This is a genomic window from Flavobacterium fluvii (assembly GCF_900129545.1).
GTDB lineage: Bacteria > Bacteroidota > Bacteroidia > Flavobacteriales > Flavobacteriaceae > Flavobacterium > Flavobacterium fluvii.
The window spans coordinates 315,440-332,921 of sequence record NZ_FQWB01000001.1 but is presented as its reverse complement, the minus strand read 5'-3'; the positions used below and the strand labels follow the sequence as shown (position 1 = coordinate 332,921).

The window sequence follows — 17,482 nt, the reverse complement described above, 5'->3', positions numbered from 1 at the left end:
ATAAACGTGGGAAGTAAAAACAAGTTAAAAAGATTCAAGGAAAACGAAACATTCAACAATGTTTTTCAACCTTCAAGAGAAGAAGTAGTGGGCGATTTGTTTCCGCTCAGGGGCAAATGGAACAAAGATTTCTTCAAAAATGATAATCCAATAGTTATTGAATTAGGCTGTGGCAAAGGCGAATATTCCGTTGGTTTGGCCGAAAGATATCCCAATAAGAATTTCGTTGGAATCGACATCAAAGGAGCGCGTTTTTGGCGTGGAGCCAAGACTGCCGTGGAAACGGGATTGCATAACGTGGCTTTTATTCGCACCCAAATCGAATTAATCAATCATGTTTTTGCCGAAAACGAAGTGGACGAGATTTGGATTACTTTTCCGGATCCCCAAATCAAATACAAACGCACCAAACACAGGATGACCAATTCGGAATTTCTGCAATTGTATAAAAAAATCCTCAAAAAAGACGGAGTTGTCAACTTGAAAACCGACAGCGAATTCATGCACGGTTACACCTTGGGGTTGTTGCACGGCGAAGGTCACGAGGTTTTGTATGCCAACCATAATGTCTATGTGAACGAAGGAAGTCCAGAGGAGGTGACTGCTTTTCAGACTTTTTACGAAAAACAATATTTAGAAATTAACAAAGCCATTACGTACATTCAATTTAAAATAAAAGAATAGTCGTTTTTCAACGCTGACACATTCATAAATGAATTATATAACGCCAATATTTTTCGGTTTTATTAGTGCTTTTATAGGTATTATTCCTCCGGGATTAATCAATATGACTGCCGCAAAAGTAAACCATAAAGAAGGAAAACGGAATGCGTTATGGTTTGTTTTTGGAGCAATACTGGTTATTTTTTTTCAGGTTTTTTTCGCCATCTTGTTTGCAAAAATTATAAACAGTCGTCCGGATATAGTGACTTTGTTGCGCGAAATAGGGTTTGGCATATTTACGGCTTTGACTATTTATTTTTTGGGAATTGCCAAAGCACCCACGGGCAAAACAAAGAAATTGAAAAAAAGAAGTAAAACCAAAAGGTTTTTTCTGGGGATGCTGCTTTCGGCACTCAACTTTTTCCCCATTCCTTATTATGTTTTTGTTTGTATAAGCTTGGCTTCTTACAAGTTGTTTTTATTCGACCTAACCTCCATTTTTATCTTCGTGATTGGGTCTGTAATGGGTTCTTTTTTGGTTTTTTATGTTTATATTTCTTTCTTTAACAGAATTGAAAGCAAGAGAGATTATATCATGAAAAACATGAATACCATCATCGGGAGCATTACCGGATTGGTTTCCATAATTACCTTGATCAATATCATCAATTATTATTGGTAAAATGAGCAGGCCAAACGATAATTTCTTCGAAAGAGTTTATGCCGTTGCCAGACAAATTCCTTATGGAAAAGTCACTTCTTATGGTGCGATTGCAAAAGTATTGGGATCGGCTCGATCGGCTCGAATGGTGGGCTGGGCAATGAATGCAGCGCATAACTTGGAAGATGTTCCCGCACATCGAGTGGTAAACAGGAAAGGGTTGCTTACCGGGAAACACCATTTTGACGGAACCAATCTAATGCAGCAATTGCTGGAAAGCGAAGGAATCGTGGTGGTGGACAATCAGATTGTTGATTTCGAAAAACATTTTTGGGAGCCAGAAATGAGTTTTTAGATATCTAAATATTTCGTTGAAAAACATTAAAAGTATGCGATTTGGGTTGTAATAAATCATTCCCAAAAGCTTTAGAATAAGAACTTTTCATAGTATATTTGCATTTTAGAATCAGTTTAAATAAGTATAATATTTCGATTGAAAAAAATCAATTGAAAATCACGGTCAATATATGAAATTAGATAGAAAAGAAATACTTAAAGCATTAGAAACCATCTCTGTTGCAGGAGAGGGCAAAAATATGGTGGAAAGCGGTGCCGTTGCAAACGTAATCACTTTTGGAGATGAAGTAGTGGTAGATTTGGTTTTGCATGCTCCAGCTTTGCACATCCGAAAACGTGCAGAAGAAGACATTACAAAAACTATTTTGGCATTGGTTTCGCCTGAGGCCAAAGTAAAAATCAACGTTAAAGTTGAAACTCCACACAAAGAGGAAATTAAAGGGAAAGCTATTCCTGGAATAAAAAATATTATCGCTGTTGCCTCCGGAAAAGGAGGGGTGGGAAAATCTACCGTTACGGCAAATTTGGCGGTATCGCTGGCAAAAATGGGATTCTCGGTGGGAATTCTGGATGCCGACATTTATGGTCCCTCAATGCCCATGATGTTTGATGTGGAAAGTGCAAAACCACTTTCTGTAGAAGTGGATGGAAGGTCAAAAATGAAACCTATCGAAAGTTATGATATAAAAATACTTTCAATAGGATTTTTTACTTCTCCAAGTCAAGCCGTTATGTGGCGTGGGCCAATGGCGGCAAAAGCATTAAACCAAATGATTTTTGATGCCGAATGGGGTGAACTGGACTTCTTGTTGATTGATTTGCCGCCGGGAACTGGGGATATTCATTTGTCCATTGTTCAGGCTTTGCCTATTACGGGTGTTGTTGTGGTGAGTACGCCGCAGGCGGTGGCTCTTGCCGATGCCAAGAAAGGTGTTGCCATGTTTATGTCTGAAGCCATAAATGTTCCTGTTTTGGGAATTATAGAAAACATGGCCTATTTCACACCAGAAGAATTGCCAAGCAACAAATATTATATTTTTGGAAAAGAAGGAGCAAAAAATCTTGCAGAAGATTTGGCGGTGCCATTTTTGGGAGAAGTTCCAATCGTGCAATCTATCCGTGAAGCTGGAGATTTTGGTCGTCCGGCAGCAATGCAAACGGGTTCTGTCATAGAAACTGTTTTTGAAGAAATTACCAGAAACGTAGTTGAGCAAGTAGTAAGCAGAAACGAGAATTTACCTGCTACCGAAGCTGTAAAAATAACAACAATGGCAGGTTGTTCATCAGTAAAAAAATAATCTTGAAATTCGCCTTGATGGTGATTAAAATATAAAAATGACAACAGAAGAAATTACGAGTAATGTTCTAAAGGCACTTGAAGAAATCAGGCCTTTTTTAAATTCTGACGGAGGCGACATCAAGCTTGTCTCTATCGAAGATGACAAACATGTAACCGTTCGTCTTGAAGGAGCATGTAACAGTTGTAGCGTGAGTCACATGACGCTAAGGGCAGGCGTGGAAACCACTATCAAAAAATATGCTCCACAAATAGAAACTGTTGTCAATATTGCCTAGAAAATTATGGTTTGACCCTGTTTTCAATGCATACAAAACACAATTGAACAAAACATTACCCACAAATCCCAGTACCTAAAAGAATGGATGTATTAATAAAAATAAAAGACCGAGAAGGAACTATGCATGAACTGCAAGCTCCAACAGACATGGCAATGAATATTATGGAACTTTGCAAGGCTTATGAGCTTCCCGTGGAAGGAACTTGTGGCGGAATGGCAATGTGTGCTTCCTGTCAGTGCTATGTTCTTAATGAAGTGGAGTTGCCTACAATGGGAGATGATGAAGAAGCCATGCTTTCAGAAGCTTTTCACGTGAAACCAAATAGTCGTTTGGGGTGTCAAATTCCCATTACCATGGAATTGGAAGGTCTTGAATTAGAATTGGCACCTGAATCTTAAAAAATCTACGCATTTATTGGTCTTTCAAAATCAATTTTTTGCCATTAAGTTATCCTATACTCGATTTTAAAAATGGATATATCAATAAAAATTACGGACCGCAAAGGTCAGGCACATGAAGTAAAAGTCCCTACCGATATGGGGCTGAACTTGATGCAAGTGATTCAGGCTTATGAGTTGGAGCCTTTGGGAACTGTTGGAATGTGTGGAGGAAAGCTGATGTGTCATACCTGTCAGTGTTATGTCCAAAACGATGTTGACTTACCTGAAAAAAGAGAAGAAGAATTGGGTACTCTTTCCAGATTATTGCATGTCAAATCCAATAGTCGTTTGAGTTGCCAAATTCCGATTACTCCTGATTTGGAAGGTTTGGAAATTGAACTGGCTCCATTGTTTTAGTTAATAAAAACACATAAAAAAAGGCTTTTCAGTGATGAAGAGCCTTTTTTTATGTTTGCTTTATATTTGGTTTGGAGAAATTAAACGTTTCTGTCTTTGTCGTAATTTATTCTTTTATTGTGTTTAAAATTTGGAAAAAAAAACCGTTTCGATTATCGAAACGGTTTTTTTTGTAAAAATAATATCTTGATGATTATGCTTCGAATGGAAGTATAGATACATAAGATTTGTTATCTCTTTTCTTTTGGAAGAAAACAACTCCATCTACTCTTGCGTGTAGTGTGTGATCTTTACTAATGTAAACGTTTTCACCTGGATTATGTTTTGAACCTCTTTGTCTTACGATGATGTTCCCTGCAATAGCAGCTTGTCCACCAAAAATCTTAACGCCTAAACGTTTTGATTCTGATTCTCTACCATTCTTGGAACTACCGACACCTTTCTTGTGAGCCATGACGTATTAGTTTTATATTGTTATTATTCTTGTGTGTCTTCTTTTTTGGCTTTTGGAGCCGCTTTTTTAGCTTTTGGAGCTGCTTCTGCAACTTCTTCTGTAGCTACTGCTTCTTTTTTAGGAGCTGCTTTTTTAGTTCCTGAAGCTGTAATGCCTTCGATTACAATTTGAGTAAGATACTGTCTGTGACCGTTTCTCTTTTTGTACCCTTTTCTTCTTTTCTTTTTGAAAACGATTACTTTATCTCCTTTTAAGTGTTGTAACACTTTGGCTTCTACTGAAGCACCTTCTATAGCTGGGGCGCCTATTGTGATTGAACCGTTGTCATCTAACAAATAAACTTTGTCGAAAGAAACTTTCGAACCTTCTTCATTTGCCAAACGGTGAACGTAAACCTTTAGGTCTTTGCTAACTTTGAACTGTTGCCCTGCTATCTCTACGATTGCATACATAACAAATTGTTTTATAAATTTTTAAGGTTGCAAATATACAATTAAATATTTATCCTGCAATTAGTTCCGCCAAAAAAATAGTTTCTTTAGGTAAAGACTTGCTTTTGAAGACTTTTGCAATGATTTTAAAGTAATATTACGGGTGTAAAATTGTTAAATTTTCAACAAAGTTGAAACGATTAACCTTTCATCATCAAAAATAAGATATTTTTGATGTAACAATAATAGGCATTGTCTTACCAACTGTAAATAAATTTATTAATCCTTATGAAAAAATCAATAATGGCGTTAAGTGCTGCACTTTTGCTTGGAGGAATTGCTTCTGCCCAGAAAGTGGATTTCGAAGAATACACTTTAGATAATGGGTTACACGTAATTTTACACAACGATTCTTCTGCTCCAGTAGTCGTTACCTCGGTAATGTACCACGTGGGGGCAAAAGACGAAAATCCGGAAAGGACTGGTTTTGCCCACTTTTTCGAGCATTTATTGTTCGAAGGAACCGAAAATATCAAACGAGGCGAATGGTTCAAGATTGTCTCTTCAAACGGTGGGGTGAACAACGCCAACACATCAGATGACCGTACTTATTATTATGAAGTATTTCCTTCGAATAATCTGGAATTGGGACTTTGGATGGAATCTGAAAGAATGCTACATCCTGTTATCAACCAAATTGGTGTTGATACGCAAAACGAAGTTGTAAAAGAAGAAAAAAGAATGCGTATGGATAATCAACCTTACGGAAATTTTTTAACGGCCGTAAAAGAAAATATGTTCAAAAACCATCCCTATCGTTGGATGCCCATTGGTTCGATGGCACATTTAGATGCTGCCACCTTGGAAGAATTTCAGGCTTTCAACAAAAAATTCTACACCCCAAACAATGCTGTTTTAGTAGTTGCAGGCCAGATTGACATTGCCCAGACGAAAGAATGGGTACAGAAATATTTTGGTGCTATCAAAAGAGGAGAGGAATTGAAAAAACAGACTTTTGTAGAGGAACCAATAACACAAACCATAAAAGCAACCTATCAAGATCCAAATATCCAAATTCCTGCAATTGTAACTTCTTATAGAACTCCATCGATGAAAACAAGGGATGCCCGTGTTTTGGATTTAATTTCTTCCTATTTAAGTGGAGGAAAAAGTTCAAAACTTTACAAGAAAATAGTAGACGAGAAGAAAATGGCATTGGAAATTGGGGCTTTTGGCTTTAACCAAGAAGACTACGGAATGTACATTATATATGGTTTGCCTATGGGGAATTTCACTTTGGCAGATTTACAGAAAGAAATTGATGAAGAAGTCGTGAAAATTCAAACCGAATTGATTTCCGAAAAAGACTATCAAAAATTGCAAAACACTTTCGAAAATCGATTTGTAAATGCGAATTCTAACTTAGAAGGAATAGCCGAAAACTTGGCAACGTACCATCTTCTTTATGGCGACATCAATTTAATCAACAACGAGATTGAATTATACCACTCCATTACACGAGAAGAAATTAGGGAGGTTGCCAAAAAATACTTGAATCCTAATCAAAGATTGATTTTGGACTATGTTCCTTCAACTGAAAAAGCTCAAAACTAAGACATCGTATCATGAAAAAAACAAGTATAGTAGTATTCATTTTGTTCTTAACTGGATTTATGCAAGCACAAGACCGTCCGCAACCAAAACCTGGAAAAGCTCCAGTGGTCAACATCAAGAAGCCGCAAACCTTTGTTCTGGCAAATGGATTGAAAGTGATGATTGTAGAAGACCATAAGTTACCCCGAGTAACCTATAATCTTACTCTGGACAATGCCCCTTATGCTGAAGGAAAAATAAAAGGCGTTGACGATTTGACCAGCAGTTTAATAGGAAATGGGTCTAAAAAAATAGCAAAAGACCCTTTTAATGAAGAGATAGAATTTTTAGGTGCGGATGTCAACTTTAGTTCAAGTGGCGCTAGTGCCAATTCCCTTTCTAAATATGCCAATCGAATTCTCGAATTGATGGCCGATGGTGCCTTGAATCCGAACTTTACCCAAGTAGAATTCGACAAAGAAAAGGCCAAAATGCTTGAAGGTCTCAAGACACAAGAGAAGAGCGTCACTACAATTTCCAATAGGGTCACTGATGCTTTAGCCTTTGGAAAAAAACACCCATCAGGTGAATTTGTAACAGAAGAAACGTTGAAAAACGTCTCACTTGCCGATGTTCAAGCCAATTATCAAAATTATTTTGTTCCGGAAAATGCCTATTTGGTAATCATTGGCGATGTAAAGTACAAAAAAATAAAATCCGTTGTTGAAAAACTATTTGGCAAATGGGAAAAAAGAAGTGCCCCCAAGTTAACCTATCCTGCTCCAGAAAATGTTGCCTTCACACAAATTAATTTTGTAGACATGCCGAATGCAGTACAATCGGAAATTTTATTGGTCAATACAGTAAAATTAAAAATGAGCGATCCTGATTTTTTCCCGGCAGTTATTGCAGCTTATATTCTAGGTGGTGGCTCTGAGAGTTATTTATTTATGAATTTAAGAGAAAAACATGCCTGGACTTATGGCGCATATGCTGAAATTGGATCTAGTAAATATGATTCAAAACTAAAATCAACAGCGGCAGTTAGAAATATGGTTACTGACAGTGCCGTTGTGGAATTCATAAAGGAAATTAAAAAAATTAGAACTGAAAAAGTAAGCGAAGAAGCTCTTACAAATGTCAAAGCTCGTTACATTGGCCGTTTTGTAATGCAAGTTGAGAAGCCTCAATCCGTGGCTCGATATGCCTTGAACATTGAAACAGAAGATCTTCCCGAAGATTTTTATGAAAACTATATAAAAAATATAAATGCCGTAACTCCTGAGCAAGTGCAGCTTGCCGCCAATAAGTATTTTCTGGTTGACAACACCAGAATCGTGATTGCCGGAAAAGGTGCCGAAGTGATTCCAGGTTTGGAAAGTTTAAAAATCCCGATATTTTATTTTGATAAATACGGCAATCCTGTAGAAAAACCAGTTCTCAAAAAAGAGGTTCCAGCTGGCGTAACTGCTAAAATTGTTTTGGACAATTACATCAAGGCAATTGGTGGCGAGAAAGCGATAGCAACGGTAAAAACGATTTCAATGCTGGGTTCTACAACCATTCCACAAGCGCCATCACCTTTGACCTTTACCAATAAAATGGACAGCAAAGGCAAATTGATGGTGGAAATAGCCATGGGACCGATGAGTTTGATGAAACAAGTAGTCAACGAAAAAGGCGCTTATGTGGTACAACAAGGACAAAGAAAAAACATTGAAGGCAACGATTTAGCCGAAATGAAAGCCAGTGCCATTCCTTTTGAAGAAGTGCAATTGGCCAAGAAAACGGGAATTGTGCTGACAGGCATTGAATCCATCAACGGAAGTGAAGCTTATGCGGTGCAAAATGGCAAAACCACCAAGTATTACGATACAAAATCCGGGCTCAAAGTTGCCGAATCAAAAACAATGGAGCAAGCTGGAAAAACAATGACACAAACCACCAATTACGGAGATTACAGAGCCGTGAAAGGGGTTAAAATTCCTTTCAATATTATCCAAAATGTAGGTTTTGAATTGGACATAAAAATGTCGGACGTGAAAATCAACGAAGGTGTTACCGATGCTGATTTCCAATAAATAAATATTGAATCAATAAACAAAGGCTGTCTTTTTGGGACAGCCTTTGTTGTTTTTTCTATAAATTGACTACTCTTTCTTTGCCGACAAATAAACTCCAAACAAAATGATGAAAGCACCCAGGAACTGGACCGGCGTCAGCATTTCGTTATCCAATAGTCCCCAACCAAAGGCCACGACAGGAATCAAATAGGTTACCGAAGTGGCAAAAACAGGCGAAGAAATTTGGATGTTCTTGAAGAAAATAATATTGGCAATTCCAGTTCCCATCACGCCCAAAATCAGGACAAACGAAACCGAATGCTGAACACTTTCAACGTGAATTACCTCAAAAAAGCCAGAGAAAAACAAAACCAGGAGAGCAGGCAAAAGCAGTATCAAAAAATTACCCGTCGAGATACTCAACGGACTCAAATCCGACAAATACTTCTTGATTAAATTGACATTAATTGCATAACAAAAAGAAGCTATCAAAACCAGAATCGCGTAATAGTAATTTTGCTCGGGATGATGCAAAGCACCATTTATTATTAACAAAAAAGTTCCTATCAACCCAATGACCACTCCAAAAATTTGAGATCTTCGGAAACTCAATCCAAAAGCCAAAATTCCAAAAATCAAGGTGTTTAACGGTGTCAAGGAATTCAGGATGGAGCTTACGGAACTATCGATTTGGGTTTGTGCAATCGCAAAAAGATAGGCTGGAACAAATGTGCCCAAAGTTGCAGTCAAGGCTATGTATTTCCATTGAACACGAGGGATTTTTGCCAAACTTTTAAATCCTATCAACAACAGGAAAATGGCGGCGAATAGAATTCTCAATGACCCGAGTTGCATTGGCGTCAAGCCGACTAAACCTTTCTTTATCAGGATAAATGAACTGCCCCAAATGAGTGCCAGAGTTATCAAATAAATCCATTTCAGTCGTTTCGAATCCATAAACTAAATTTTGGCTCAAAATTGTAATTATTTTATGAATTAACAGTGCTTTTTTTCGTTAATTTTGTCCTCAATAACAAGATAATTAAACTATTAAAACCCCAATAATAATGAATTTTTTAAAATCAATATTGACAATAACGCTTGCAGCCCTTTTGTTTGTGGGTTGTAAACACAAGATAGATGAAAATGTTTCAGATGCAACGACTGAAAACAGTACTCCAAAAGTGAAAAAGGAAATTGCCGCAGCAAATTTGCAAACGGCAAGTTTTACCATAAAAGGAATGACCTGCGCCATTGGTTGTGCCAAAACAATTCAGGAAGAACTCAATGGACTTGATGGAGTCCAAACTGCGACGGTAGATTTTGACAAAGAATTGGCGACGGTATCTTTCGACAAAACCATGTTAAGTCCAGAAAAACTGACTAAAGTCGTTGAAGCAACTGCCGACGGAAAAACATACAAGGTTTCGAACATGAAGTAAAGAAATTTGCATTCTCCAATTTCTAAAACAAAAAAAGTTTCTCAAACGAGAAACTTTTTTTGTGGAAAATAATGAAGATTATAACTCTATTATATCTCCAATTTCTGGCAGAATGGAATCAATTTCATGATTTTTTTTGATAAGGGAAGCCAAGGTTTCTCTTTGCATGTCTTCACCGTGGGTAAGGACAACTTTGGGTTTGGAAGGAGCCAAATAAGAAAACCAATTCAACAAATCGGTTTGTCCAGCATGCGCACTGAAACCACTCAAGGTATGTACATGTGCTCGAAGTCTTTTCTCTTCTCCAAAAATTCGTATCACGGCTTGTTTTTCGACTAATTTTCTTCCCAAGGAAGCATAGGATTGGTAGCCAACAATTAACACATGGGTATTCGGATTTTCGATATTGTGGTATAAATGATGCATGATTCGACCGCCATTGCACATTCCGGCACCAGCCAAAATCAAGCAAGGCCCTTGCACCTCGTTAATCTTTTTGGATTCCTCCAATGAGGTGCAAGGAATGAAATATTCCGCATTCAAAGGGAAAGCACCTCTACGTTTTAATTCTTGAAATTCCTCGTCCAACAAGTCCTGGTGATCTCTATAAATAGTCAAAGCTTTTATGGCCATTGGACTATCCAGATAAATAGGAAACGGAGGCACCTTGCCAAGATGAAAAAGCTCGGCTAAATGATAAATGATTTGTTGTGCTCGACCAATGGCAAATGTAGGCACCAATATTTTTGCCCCTGATTTTTGCGCTTCAACAATGATATTCTCGAACTCCACCATCGTGTCTTCAAAGGATTTATGGTCTCGATCTCCATAAGTAGATTCCAAGAAAACCAAATCGGCATGATTAAAATGATCAAAAGGTTTTAACAACGGCAAGGTAAGTGGTCCTAAATCACCCGAAAAAACAATAGTTTTTGTTTTGTCATTTTCGGTAACAGTTACTTCAATACTGCCAGAACCCAACATATGACCTGCTTCAATCCATTTGGCGGTAATTCCTTCGGCAACTTCAATAGGTGTATTGTATTCAACTGCTCGACCAAGTTCTTTCATATACTCCACATGCTCGGTATTGTAGAGCGGTTCTGCAATGGGCTGTCCTTCTTTCCATTGTTTTCTGTTTTTTCGCATCGCATCGGCCACTTGCAATCTGGCAGAATCCTGCAAGATAATTTGTGCCAGTTTCAAGGTTTCTTCCGTGCTGTAAATTGGACTATTATAGCCATACTTGATTAACAAAGGTACTCGTCCCGTATGATCCAAATGTCCATGTGTAAGCAGCAAGGCGTCTATTTTACTGGGGGTGGCACCTTCCGGTAGTTTGTTTTTTGCTTCTGATTCTTTTCCTCCTTGAAACATTCCTGCATCTACCAACACGGTTGCTTTGTCTGTTTTAATCAGATAAGACGAGCCTGTTACTTCACCTCCAGCTGCTCCTAATACTTTTATTTCCATTTATGTTTTTTTAGACTTATGTTTTGGATACATTTTTTTTTAAACTTGCTATAGCGGATTCAAGGATTCTTTAAAATCTTGCGGCAATCCTGCCAATACCATTTCTATGGCTTCTTCCGGGGTTTCAACAATTCTGGAAAATCCAATTTCTTCGGGAGAAAAAACACCCTCTTCTGCCATAAAAGCCACAAAATCACGCAATCCTTTCCAGAATTTTCCACCAACCAAAATAAGGGGAAATGGTCCAATCTTGTTGCATTGGATTAATGTGGCTGCCTCAAACAATTCGTCCAAAGTACCCAATCCACCCGGCATAACGATGTAGGCACAGGAATATTTAACCAGCATCACTTTTCTGATAAAGAAATAATTAAACTCGAAACTTTCGGTTACATAAGGATTCGGTGCTTGTTCTTTTGGCAATATAATATTGAGTCCATAATTGGGGCCGCCAGCTTCATTTGCACCACGGTTTGCCGCTTCCATCGCGCCGGGACCTCCTCCGGTCAGAACCGTGAAGCCGGCCTTGGCAAAAGCCTTTCCGGTTTCTCTCGACAATTCGTAATAAGGTTCGCCGGGCTTGAATCTTGCCGATCCAAAAATAGTTACAGCCGGGCCCAATTTCCCCAGTTTTTTAAACCCCATTTCAAACTCTTGGGTAATTCTTTCCAATCGTTCCTTCTCTTTTTCAGGTGTCCTTTTTTCACTTAAAAATTTATGCTCCTCGGATTTATTTATTGGCAATTCATAGTCCAGTTGGGCTTTTTTCCAATGTTGTTGCCATGCGTTTTCCCATTCCTCGGGTGTTAAACGCTTAAAGTTGGTTGTTTCTTTTGCACACATAAGATTTGTCAATTAATAGGATAATATTTATCTAAGGTAGGAAAAGATTGCACACCTTCTGCCAATTTTGAAAGGATTTTTAACTGGAACGAAAATATGGGTTTTAAATCAACAGTAGATTTTCCGGAAAAGTGTTAATTGAAAAACAAGTCGGTTTTATATTTCCAGACAATCCAAAAGAACAACCCCAAATACATTATGCAAAGCACAAACTTCATGAAACTGGAAGTCAGAAAACCTATAAACGAACCTGTGGCAGCCTTGAATGCCCTGCGATGGTCTTTTTTGTCGTAAACAAGCTCACCAATAAAAGCACCAACAAATGGACCGATAATAAATCCGAAAGGAATTGGAGCAAAAAGCCCCACAACCAAACCAATGTTCGTTCCCCAAATACCATAAGAACTTCCTCCAAATTTCTGGGTTCCCTTGGCAGGTATGACATAATCCAGCACCGAAACCGCCAAGGTAATCAGGAAACTAATTCCCAGAATCCAATAATTGGCAGGAACGGCATTCGTGAAATAGAGCAGCACCAATCCAATCCAACTCAAACTAGGTCCAGGCAAAACAGGCATAAAACTTCCGAAAATACCCAATACAATAAATACAAAACCAATAATCAGAAGCAGTAAATCCATAAAGTATTTTTTTAGTATTTTTGAAAATTAAAGCAGTACTTTTAAACAAAATTAAAACAGCATTTGTTCCGATAACGAATATGAGGAAAATTACTCTAATATTATTTTTTTTGCCACTACTTTTTAGTTCCTGTCAATATTTTGACAAGCAAGTACCTTCCGAAAAGGAATTGTTGCAAAAGGAATTGAAAGCCATCAATTGGAAAGAAGTCGATGAATTTCCGTCGATTGCCGGTTGCGAAAAAATAGAGGACAAAACACTTCGCCAACAATGCTTTTTCGAGTACATGACACAGCTAATCCAGCAAAAATTGAGCGTTGACACCTTGTCGATACTTTATCCAGAGCTAGACACGATAGAAGTGAAAGTTACGGTTTATCCCAACTCAAGAATTATGTTCGAACCCTTGTTTCCAAAAGATTCCGTCGCTTACGACACCATAAAAATCGACAGCATTCTCAAAGCACGTTTGGTTGGATTTCCCAAAATAAATCCAGCCATAAAAAGGGGAATCCCCGTGAAAACCCAATTTATTCTTCCGGTTATTTTGAAAGTAGAGTAGTTTTCCGAGGAGCTTTTTCCAGCTATACGTTGCAATCTTTTCTTTTTAAAGAAAAAAGAAAAGGATTTCCACTACTATCTGGGCTTGAGATTTAGGGGATGAACGATACTGTTGTTCTGAAAAAAAATCTAAAATCAGCAATCGTTAATCAAAAATCAGCAATCTAAAATTTACGTCCCTTCCATTCATATTTTCCAAACAAAGAATACAAAGCCACACTTAAACTGAAAAAAGGATAGAACAAACTGCTTATCAGAAAGTAATGCGTTTTGTTTTTTAAGAATACGTTCGTTTTTTTGATTAAAACAAAGTCAACAGTAAATTTCGCCAACAGCAAAAAACACATTAAAAAAAAGTTCTCTTTTCCAAACAACAAACAACAAACAACAAACAACAAACCAACATTCCCTCCAAAAACAATCAATCCCAAACCAATTCCAAACCTGCTTTGATAAGACCCCGTTTTCGAAGCCCAGCGCACTCTTTGATGGAACAGGGACTTCCAGTCGTTCTCTGGTTTTGTGATGACGATATTGTTGCCGGATTTCAAATAATGAACTTTTTCTGGGAATCGGGCAATAGCTTTTTGCAACAAAAAAACGTCGTCGCCACTGGCAATGCTTTCATTTCCATCAAAACCATTTAAGTCTTGAAAAAAGGATTTGGTGTAGGCAAAATTGGCTCCATTGCACATAAATCCTTTTCGAAGTCCAAAACTTCCCATCGTTGCGCCTTGCAAACTCGCCAAATCCAATTGCTGGAAATGATGCAAAAATGAATTTTCACAATGATAAGTAACTGCTCCGGCTATCATCGAAACCTTGTGTAATTGAATGTAATTGTCCAATGCCGACAACCAGTTTTTATGAACCACGCAATCTGCATCGGTCGTGATAATCCAATCGGTTTTCACGATTTGTATTGCCGTTGAAATGGCGTCTTTCTTCGGTGAATTTGAAACCCTAACGTTGTCAATTATTGAAATCTGAAACGTTTCGTCGGTTCCCTGTCGCTCGGATCTGCAATCTGCAATCTGCAATCTGCAATCTGAATTGTCATCAACCAAAATTACTTCGAATAAATCAACAGGATAATTCAGTTTCGAAAGACTGTTCAAAAGTTTGGGCAGGTTTTCGGCTTCATTGCGAAAAGGAACTATTATCGAGAATTTGGTTTTTGGCTCCAGCCCAAGATAATCAAAGGAATTGATTTTGGCAAAACCAAAAATCAAGGCAAGTATCGCCAAGCAGTATGCGAATATGATTATATATAAAACAAAAATCATTGTTCGATTTTAATTTTAAAATTCATCACGTAATAACTCCCAATGACAACGGGCAAAACCACGTTCAAAAACCACATCAAGGTGCTTATGAAAACCACGATCCATTCATTTACGCCCAGAATTCCGAAAAAATAAACGGCAACACTTCCCTTTACCGCAAAGTCCAAAAACTGGAAAGTTGGCAAGGAGGACGCCAAAAAGTAAACGCTTGCAATGGTTGCCATCAAAATAAAATAAGGCAAATCCACATCAAAAGCCAAGAACAAAAAATAATATTGGTGCGAAAAAACCAAGTATCGGCAAATTGCCAAAAAAATATTTTTCTGATGAATGGTTTTCGGAATTTCATTGATTTTATGAATCAACTTTTCGATGGAATAGCCTTTGATCGTTATTTTTTTCAAGAAAAACAGGGACAGAAAAAAGACGAAGACAATACTAAAAAGTAGGGATACCGTTTTTGTTGTAATGATATTGTAATTGGCATTGAAATACAACAGCCCAAATATTCCAAAAACCACCGACAAAATCATCTGGATTCCATTACAAATCAAATTCAAAAAGACAATTTTTTTGGCTTTCGATTTTTCGAAAAACAATGCTTTTCCGGCATATTCGCCAACTCCGTTTGGCGTGAATAATCCTGTGGTCAATGCGCCAAGAACTTGCTTGGTAGCTTCAGGAAGAGTGATTTTATGGAGAAAGGAAACTAAAATTTGCCATTTCAAAATTTCGAAAAGGCGATTCAAAATACTCAAAAGCAGGAGGAAGGCAATTCCGCCAAGAGAATAATTTTTCTGGAACAAAACGAGGAACTTTTGCCAATCCAGTTTGTCGTTATTGGCGAGCTGGCTATAAATAAAATAAAACGCTCCACCCACAATCAAGACCTTGATTATAAATAAAAGAAACCGCTTCGTTTTGGGAGAAATTGAAATCATGTTGGCAAAATAACAAATTAATCCGTGATATTCCGTGGAATCCGTGTTGAATATTTGAGGGATTAATCCAAAAAAACAGCCCGAAACGATTGGGCTTCGGGCTGTTTTGATGATGTTGATCTAAATTTTACAAACCGTGTTTGGTTTTCCAAGCTGTGTATTCAGAGCCGATTAAACCGGAAGGCCAGTTGCCATACCAAGAATATCCTGTTCTTCTTTCTACTTCGATTTCAGCTAAAGTGTTTTTCTTGATTCCGTCTCTACCGCAGAAAAATGGTAAACCAGTAGTCAAATCATAAAATCGTGCCCACAAAATATTACCAGGAGAAGCGACAACAACAACATCGGTTGGATTGGTAGTGGCTTGTGTTTTAATATCATAAATTTTAGCGCTGTTGAACCAATCCACGGCATCTTTTATGGCTTGTTTTACTTCTGCTGATGGTTGTTCGACAAGCATTAAAGTTCTTGTTATTCCTACGGATTCAGAACCGCTTATGGAAGGTAACTCGTAGGCTCTGGCTAATGCAGGCAATAAGGTTACTTCATCGTGTTGCGCACACCAAGCTGTTTTTTTGCCAGCAGGTGAAGTAATTTGTGTTTTCAATATGATTTCAATTCCTTTATTGAAAGCGGTTACTGCCTTGCTTTTGTAGGATGGATTTACAAGGTCTAAATTGTTTTTACTTTTGGAAATATCCCACATCACATTCATTACTTTAACGATGGCATCGTCATTGTAGGTAATTTGATGTCTGTATCCGCTTTTGTCTGGATAATATTGTGGCCAACCACCATTGGCATATTGTGCAGTAAATAGAAAATCAATTGCTTTTTCTGCCGCCACTAAATAATTAGGATTATTGGTAGATTTATAATCCTCAAGTAACCATCTGAGTTCTGTTGTTACGTGTCCGTTATCGATAGTTGTGTCCGTGCTGTTTTTAGTGCTTAAAGCAGTAGCTTTTTCTGCATCGGTTTGTGCAATATTGTATGAAGACAAATCAGGAACTGCTTTACCCCATCCGCCATTGCTTCTTTGCCAAATCAAGATACTTTCAGATCTTACTTTGGTAGCATACGCAGTGGTTACACCAGAAATAGTAAGCTGAAGTTGACCCACTTTTCCGCTGCCATCATTTGCCGTGGCATAAATGATAACCGTGCCGTTTAATTTTGGTGTCAAAATTCCAGTCGCCGAAATAGTGGCAATAGCTGAAGAAGTGGACCAAGTAACTGTTTTGTTGGTTGCATCAGCCGGTAATAAGGCTAAAGAAAGTTGTTGTGATTGACCGTCAGTACTATTTGTTCCACCAATTGTTACACTTGTGGCAAGAACAACTGGGCCTGTTACTCCTGTAATGGTAATGGTAACTTGTTTTGAAATTCCTGAGCCGTCTTTTGCCGTAGCATCTACTGTAACAGTTCCATTTTTCAAGGGAGTTAAAAGTCCTGTTTGTGAAATTGCAGCTATAGTTGGATCTGAAACAGTCCAAGTAACTGCTTTGTTTGCTGCACTAGTAGGAAGAACCGTGACTGATAATTGTCTAGAAAGTCCATCAGTGATAGGAGTAATAGCATAGTTGATTGTAATGGATTTTACTGAACCGTCGTCTGCTATTTCTTTGTCACCACTGCAGGCTGTTAAAAAAAGGATGCCAACAAATAGGGTTAATTTTTTAAGATTATTCATAAAA

Annotated in this window: 20 protein-coding genes; 11 read left to right on the top strand and 9 right to left on the bottom strand. The window is 37.8% G+C overall.

All coding sequences use genetic code 11. From position 1 onward, the window contains the following. Positions 1 to 6: 6 nt before the first annotated feature. From trmB to BUC16_RS01340, 7 genes are all read left to right on the top strand, one after another. The gene (trmB, locus tag BUC16_RS01370; RefSeq protein ID WP_073367366.1) at positions 7 to 684 is read left to right on the top strand and encodes a tRNA (guanosine(46)-N7)-methyltransferase TrmB; all 678 of its coding nucleotides are present in this window, start codon (positions 7 to 9) and stop codon (positions 682 to 684) included. A gap of 28 nt (positions 685 to 712) precedes the next feature. Then, entirely contained in the window at positions 713 to 1,345 is a 633-nt protein-coding gene (locus BUC16_RS01365) for a LysE family transporter (protein WP_073367364.1), read from the top strand. A 1-nt stretch (position 1,346) separates the two neighbouring features. Further along, entirely contained in the window at positions 1,347 to 1,679 is a 333-nt protein-coding gene (locus BUC16_RS01360) for an MGMT family protein (protein ID WP_073367363.1), read from the top strand. Between the two features lie 172 nt (positions 1,680 to 1,851). Continuing rightward, on the top strand, positions 1,852 to 2,979 hold the full coding sequence (locus BUC16_RS01355) for an Mrp/NBP35 family ATP-binding protein (RefSeq protein WP_073367361.1): 1,128 nt from the start codon (positions 1,852 to 1,854) through the stop codon (positions 2,977 to 2,979). A 37-nt stretch (positions 2,980 to 3,016) separates the two neighbouring features. Further along, entirely contained in the window at positions 3,017 to 3,256 is a 240-nt protein-coding gene (locus tag BUC16_RS01350) for a NifU family protein (RefSeq protein ID WP_073367360.1), read from the top strand. An 83-nt stretch (positions 3,257 to 3,339) separates the two neighbouring features. Continuing rightward, entirely contained in the window at positions 3,340 to 3,657 is a 318-nt protein-coding gene (locus tag BUC16_RS01345) for a 2Fe-2S iron-sulfur cluster-binding family protein (RefSeq protein ID WP_073367358.1), read from the top strand. A gap of 72 nt (positions 3,658 to 3,729) precedes the next feature. Next, complete coding sequence (locus tag BUC16_RS01340; RefSeq protein WP_073367357.1) at positions 3,730 to 4,056, top strand: 2Fe-2S iron-sulfur cluster-binding family protein; 327 nt, start codon at positions 3,730 to 3,732, stop codon at positions 4,054 to 4,056. Positions 4,057 to 4,249: 193 nt separating this feature from the next. Here BUC16_RS01340 and rpmA read toward each other — a convergent pair whose 3' ends face one another. Together rpmA and rplU are read right to left on the bottom strand one after the other, a co-directional pair. Next, positions 4,250 to 4,510, bottom strand: a complete 261-nt coding sequence (gene rpmA, locus BUC16_RS01335) for a 50S ribosomal protein L27 (protein WP_073367355.1) — start codon at positions 4,508 to 4,510, stop codon at positions 4,250 to 4,252. Positions 4,511 to 4,533: 23 nt separating this feature from the next. After that, positions 4,534 to 4,962, bottom strand: a complete 429-nt coding sequence (gene rplU, locus BUC16_RS01330) for a 50S ribosomal protein L21 (protein WP_073367354.1) — start codon at positions 4,960 to 4,962, stop codon at positions 4,534 to 4,536. 267 nt (positions 4,963 to 5,229) lie between these two features. Between rplU and BUC16_RS01325 the strand changes: the two genes are divergently transcribed. Then, positions 5,230 to 6,555 (top strand): M16 family metallopeptidase, encoded by a 1,326-nt coding sequence (locus tag BUC16_RS01325; protein WP_073367352.1) that lies wholly within the window; start codon positions 5,230 to 5,232, stop codon positions 6,553 to 6,555. 11 nt (positions 6,556 to 6,566) lie between these two features. Beyond that, positions 6,567 to 8,615: a M16 family metallopeptidase gene (locus BUC16_RS01320; protein WP_073367351.1), complete on the top strand. Its 2,049-nt coding sequence runs from the start codon at positions 6,567 to 6,569 to the stop codon at positions 8,613 to 8,615. A 69-nt stretch (positions 8,616 to 8,684) separates the two neighbouring features. On the opposite strand, the gene BUC16_RS01315 is transcribed toward BUC16_RS01320, so the two are convergent. Further along, entirely contained in the window at positions 8,685 to 9,554 is an 870-nt protein-coding gene (locus BUC16_RS01315; RefSeq protein ID WP_073367349.1) for a DMT family transporter, read from the bottom strand. Positions 9,555 to 9,664: 110 nt separating this feature from the next. Here BUC16_RS01315 and BUC16_RS01310 point away from each other — a divergent pair, with 110 nt between their 5' ends. Then, positions 9,665 to 10,039 (top strand): heavy-metal-associated domain-containing protein, encoded by a 375-nt coding sequence (locus BUC16_RS01310; protein ID WP_073367348.1) that lies wholly within the window; start codon positions 9,665 to 9,667, stop codon positions 10,037 to 10,039. Positions 10,040 to 10,117: 78 nt separating this feature from the next. Here the strand turns inward: BUC16_RS01310 and BUC16_RS01305 are convergent, their stop codons facing one another. From BUC16_RS01305 to BUC16_RS01295, 3 genes are all read right to left on the bottom strand, one after another. Beyond that, the gene (locus tag BUC16_RS01305; protein WP_073367346.1) at positions 10,118 to 11,512 is read right to left on the bottom strand and encodes an MBL fold metallo-hydrolase; all 1,395 of its coding nucleotides are present in this window, start codon (positions 11,510 to 11,512) and stop codon (positions 10,118 to 10,120) included. 48 nt (positions 11,513 to 11,560) lie between these two features. Next, positions 11,561 to 12,355 carry an LOG family protein gene (locus BUC16_RS01300; protein ID WP_141226053.1) on the bottom strand — a complete coding sequence of 265 codons (795 nt, stop codon included), beginning with the start codon at positions 12,353 to 12,355 and terminating at the stop codon, positions 11,561 to 11,563. 134 nt (positions 12,356 to 12,489) lie between these two features. Continuing rightward, entirely contained in the window at positions 12,490 to 12,996 is a 507-nt protein-coding gene (locus BUC16_RS01295; protein WP_073367344.1) for a DUF456 domain-containing protein, read from the bottom strand. 80 nt (positions 12,997 to 13,076) lie between these two features. On the opposite strand from BUC16_RS01295, the gene BUC16_RS01290 reads away from it, so the two are divergent. Then, positions 13,077 to 13,559, top strand: coding sequence for a hypothetical protein (locus BUC16_RS01290; protein ID WP_073368622.1), 483 nt, complete (start codon positions 13,077 to 13,079; stop codon positions 13,557 to 13,559). A gap of 163 nt (positions 13,560 to 13,722) precedes the next feature. Here the strand turns inward: BUC16_RS01290 and BUC16_RS01285 are convergent, their stop codons facing one another. The 3 genes from BUC16_RS01285 to pelA form a co-directional block, all read right to left on the bottom strand. Further along, positions 13,723 to 14,844: a glycosyltransferase family 2 protein gene (locus tag BUC16_RS01285; RefSeq protein ID WP_073367343.1), complete on the bottom strand. Its 1,122-nt coding sequence runs from the start codon at positions 14,842 to 14,844 to the stop codon at positions 13,723 to 13,725. Next, the gene (locus BUC16_RS01280; protein ID WP_073367341.1) at positions 14,841 to 15,785 is read right to left on the bottom strand and encodes a hypothetical protein; all 945 of its coding nucleotides are present in this window, start codon (positions 15,783 to 15,785) and stop codon (positions 14,841 to 14,843) included. The genes BUC16_RS01285 and BUC16_RS01280 overlap by 4 nt, the downstream gene beginning before the upstream one ends. Before the next feature lie 127 nt (positions 15,786 to 15,912). Next, positions 15,913 to 17,478 carry a pectate lyase gene (pelA, locus tag BUC16_RS01275; RefSeq protein ID WP_084546069.1) on the bottom strand — a complete coding sequence of 522 codons (1,566 nt, stop codon included), beginning with the start codon at positions 17,476 to 17,478 and terminating at the stop codon, positions 15,913 to 15,915. Positions 17,479 to 17,482: the final 4 nt, after the last annotated feature.

Bases quoted from the DNA above. Each gene is read 5' to 3' on its own strand.
- BUC16_RS01365 (WP_073367364.1), top strand. From the start codon at position 713: ATGAATTATATAACGCCAATATTTTTCGGTTTTATTAGTGCTTTTATA.
- BUC16_RS01360 (WP_073367363.1), top strand. From the start codon at position 1,347: ATGAGCAGGCCAAACGATAATTTCTTCGAAAGAGTTTATGCCGTTGCC.
- BUC16_RS01355 (WP_073367361.1), top strand. From the start codon at position 1,852: ATGAAATTAGATAGAAAAGAAATACTTAAAGCATTAGAAACCATCTCT.
- BUC16_RS01350 (WP_073367360.1), top strand. From the start codon at position 3,017: ATGACAACAGAAGAAATTACGAGTAATGTTCTAAAGGCACTTGAAGAA.
- BUC16_RS01345 (WP_073367358.1), top strand. From the start codon at position 3,340: ATGGATGTATTAATAAAAATAAAAGACCGAGAAGGAACTATGCATGAA.
- BUC16_RS01340 (WP_073367357.1), top strand. From the start codon at position 3,730: ATGGATATATCAATAAAAATTACGGACCGCAAAGGTCAGGCACATGAA.
- rpmA (WP_073367355.1), bottom strand. From the start codon at position 4,510: ATGGCTCACAAGAAAGGTGTCGGTAGTTCCAAGAATGGTAGAGAATCA.
- rplU (WP_073367354.1), bottom strand. From the start codon at position 4,962: ATGTATGCAATCGTAGAGATAGCAGGGCAACAGTTCAAAGTTAGCAAA.
- BUC16_RS01325 (WP_073367352.1), top strand. From the start codon at position 5,230: ATGAAAAAATCAATAATGGCGTTAAGTGCTGCACTTTTGCTTGGAGGA.
- BUC16_RS01320 (WP_073367351.1), top strand. From the start codon at position 6,567: ATGAAAAAAACAAGTATAGTAGTATTCATTTTGTTCTTAACTGGATTT.
- BUC16_RS01315 (WP_073367349.1), bottom strand. From the start codon at position 9,554: ATGGATTCGAAACGACTGAAATGGATTTATTTGATAACTCTGGCACTC.
- BUC16_RS01310 (WP_073367348.1), top strand. From the start codon at position 9,665: ATGAATTTTTTAAAATCAATATTGACAATAACGCTTGCAGCCCTTTTG.
- BUC16_RS01305 (WP_073367346.1), bottom strand. From the start codon at position 11,512: ATGGAAATAAAAGTATTAGGAGCAGCTGGAGGTGAAGTAACAGGCTCG.
- BUC16_RS01300 (WP_141226053.1), bottom strand. From the start codon at position 12,355: ATGTGTGCAAAAGAAACAACCAACTTTAAGCGTTTAACACCCGAGGAA.
- BUC16_RS01295 (WP_073367344.1), bottom strand. From the start codon at position 12,996: ATGGATTTACTGCTTCTGATTATTGGTTTTGTATTTATTGTATTGGGT.
- BUC16_RS01290 (WP_073368622.1), top strand. From the start codon at position 13,077: ATGAGGAAAATTACTCTAATATTATTTTTTTTGCCACTACTTTTTAGT.
- BUC16_RS01285 (WP_073367343.1), bottom strand. From the start codon at position 14,844: ATGATTTTTGTTTTATATATAATCATATTCGCATACTGCTTGGCGATA.
- BUC16_RS01280 (WP_073367341.1), bottom strand. From the start codon at position 15,785: ATGATTTCAATTTCTCCCAAAACGAAGCGGTTTCTTTTATTTATAATC.
- pelA (WP_084546069.1), bottom strand. From the start codon at position 17,478: ATGAATAATCTTAAAAAATTAACCCTATTTGTTGGCATCCTTTTTTTA.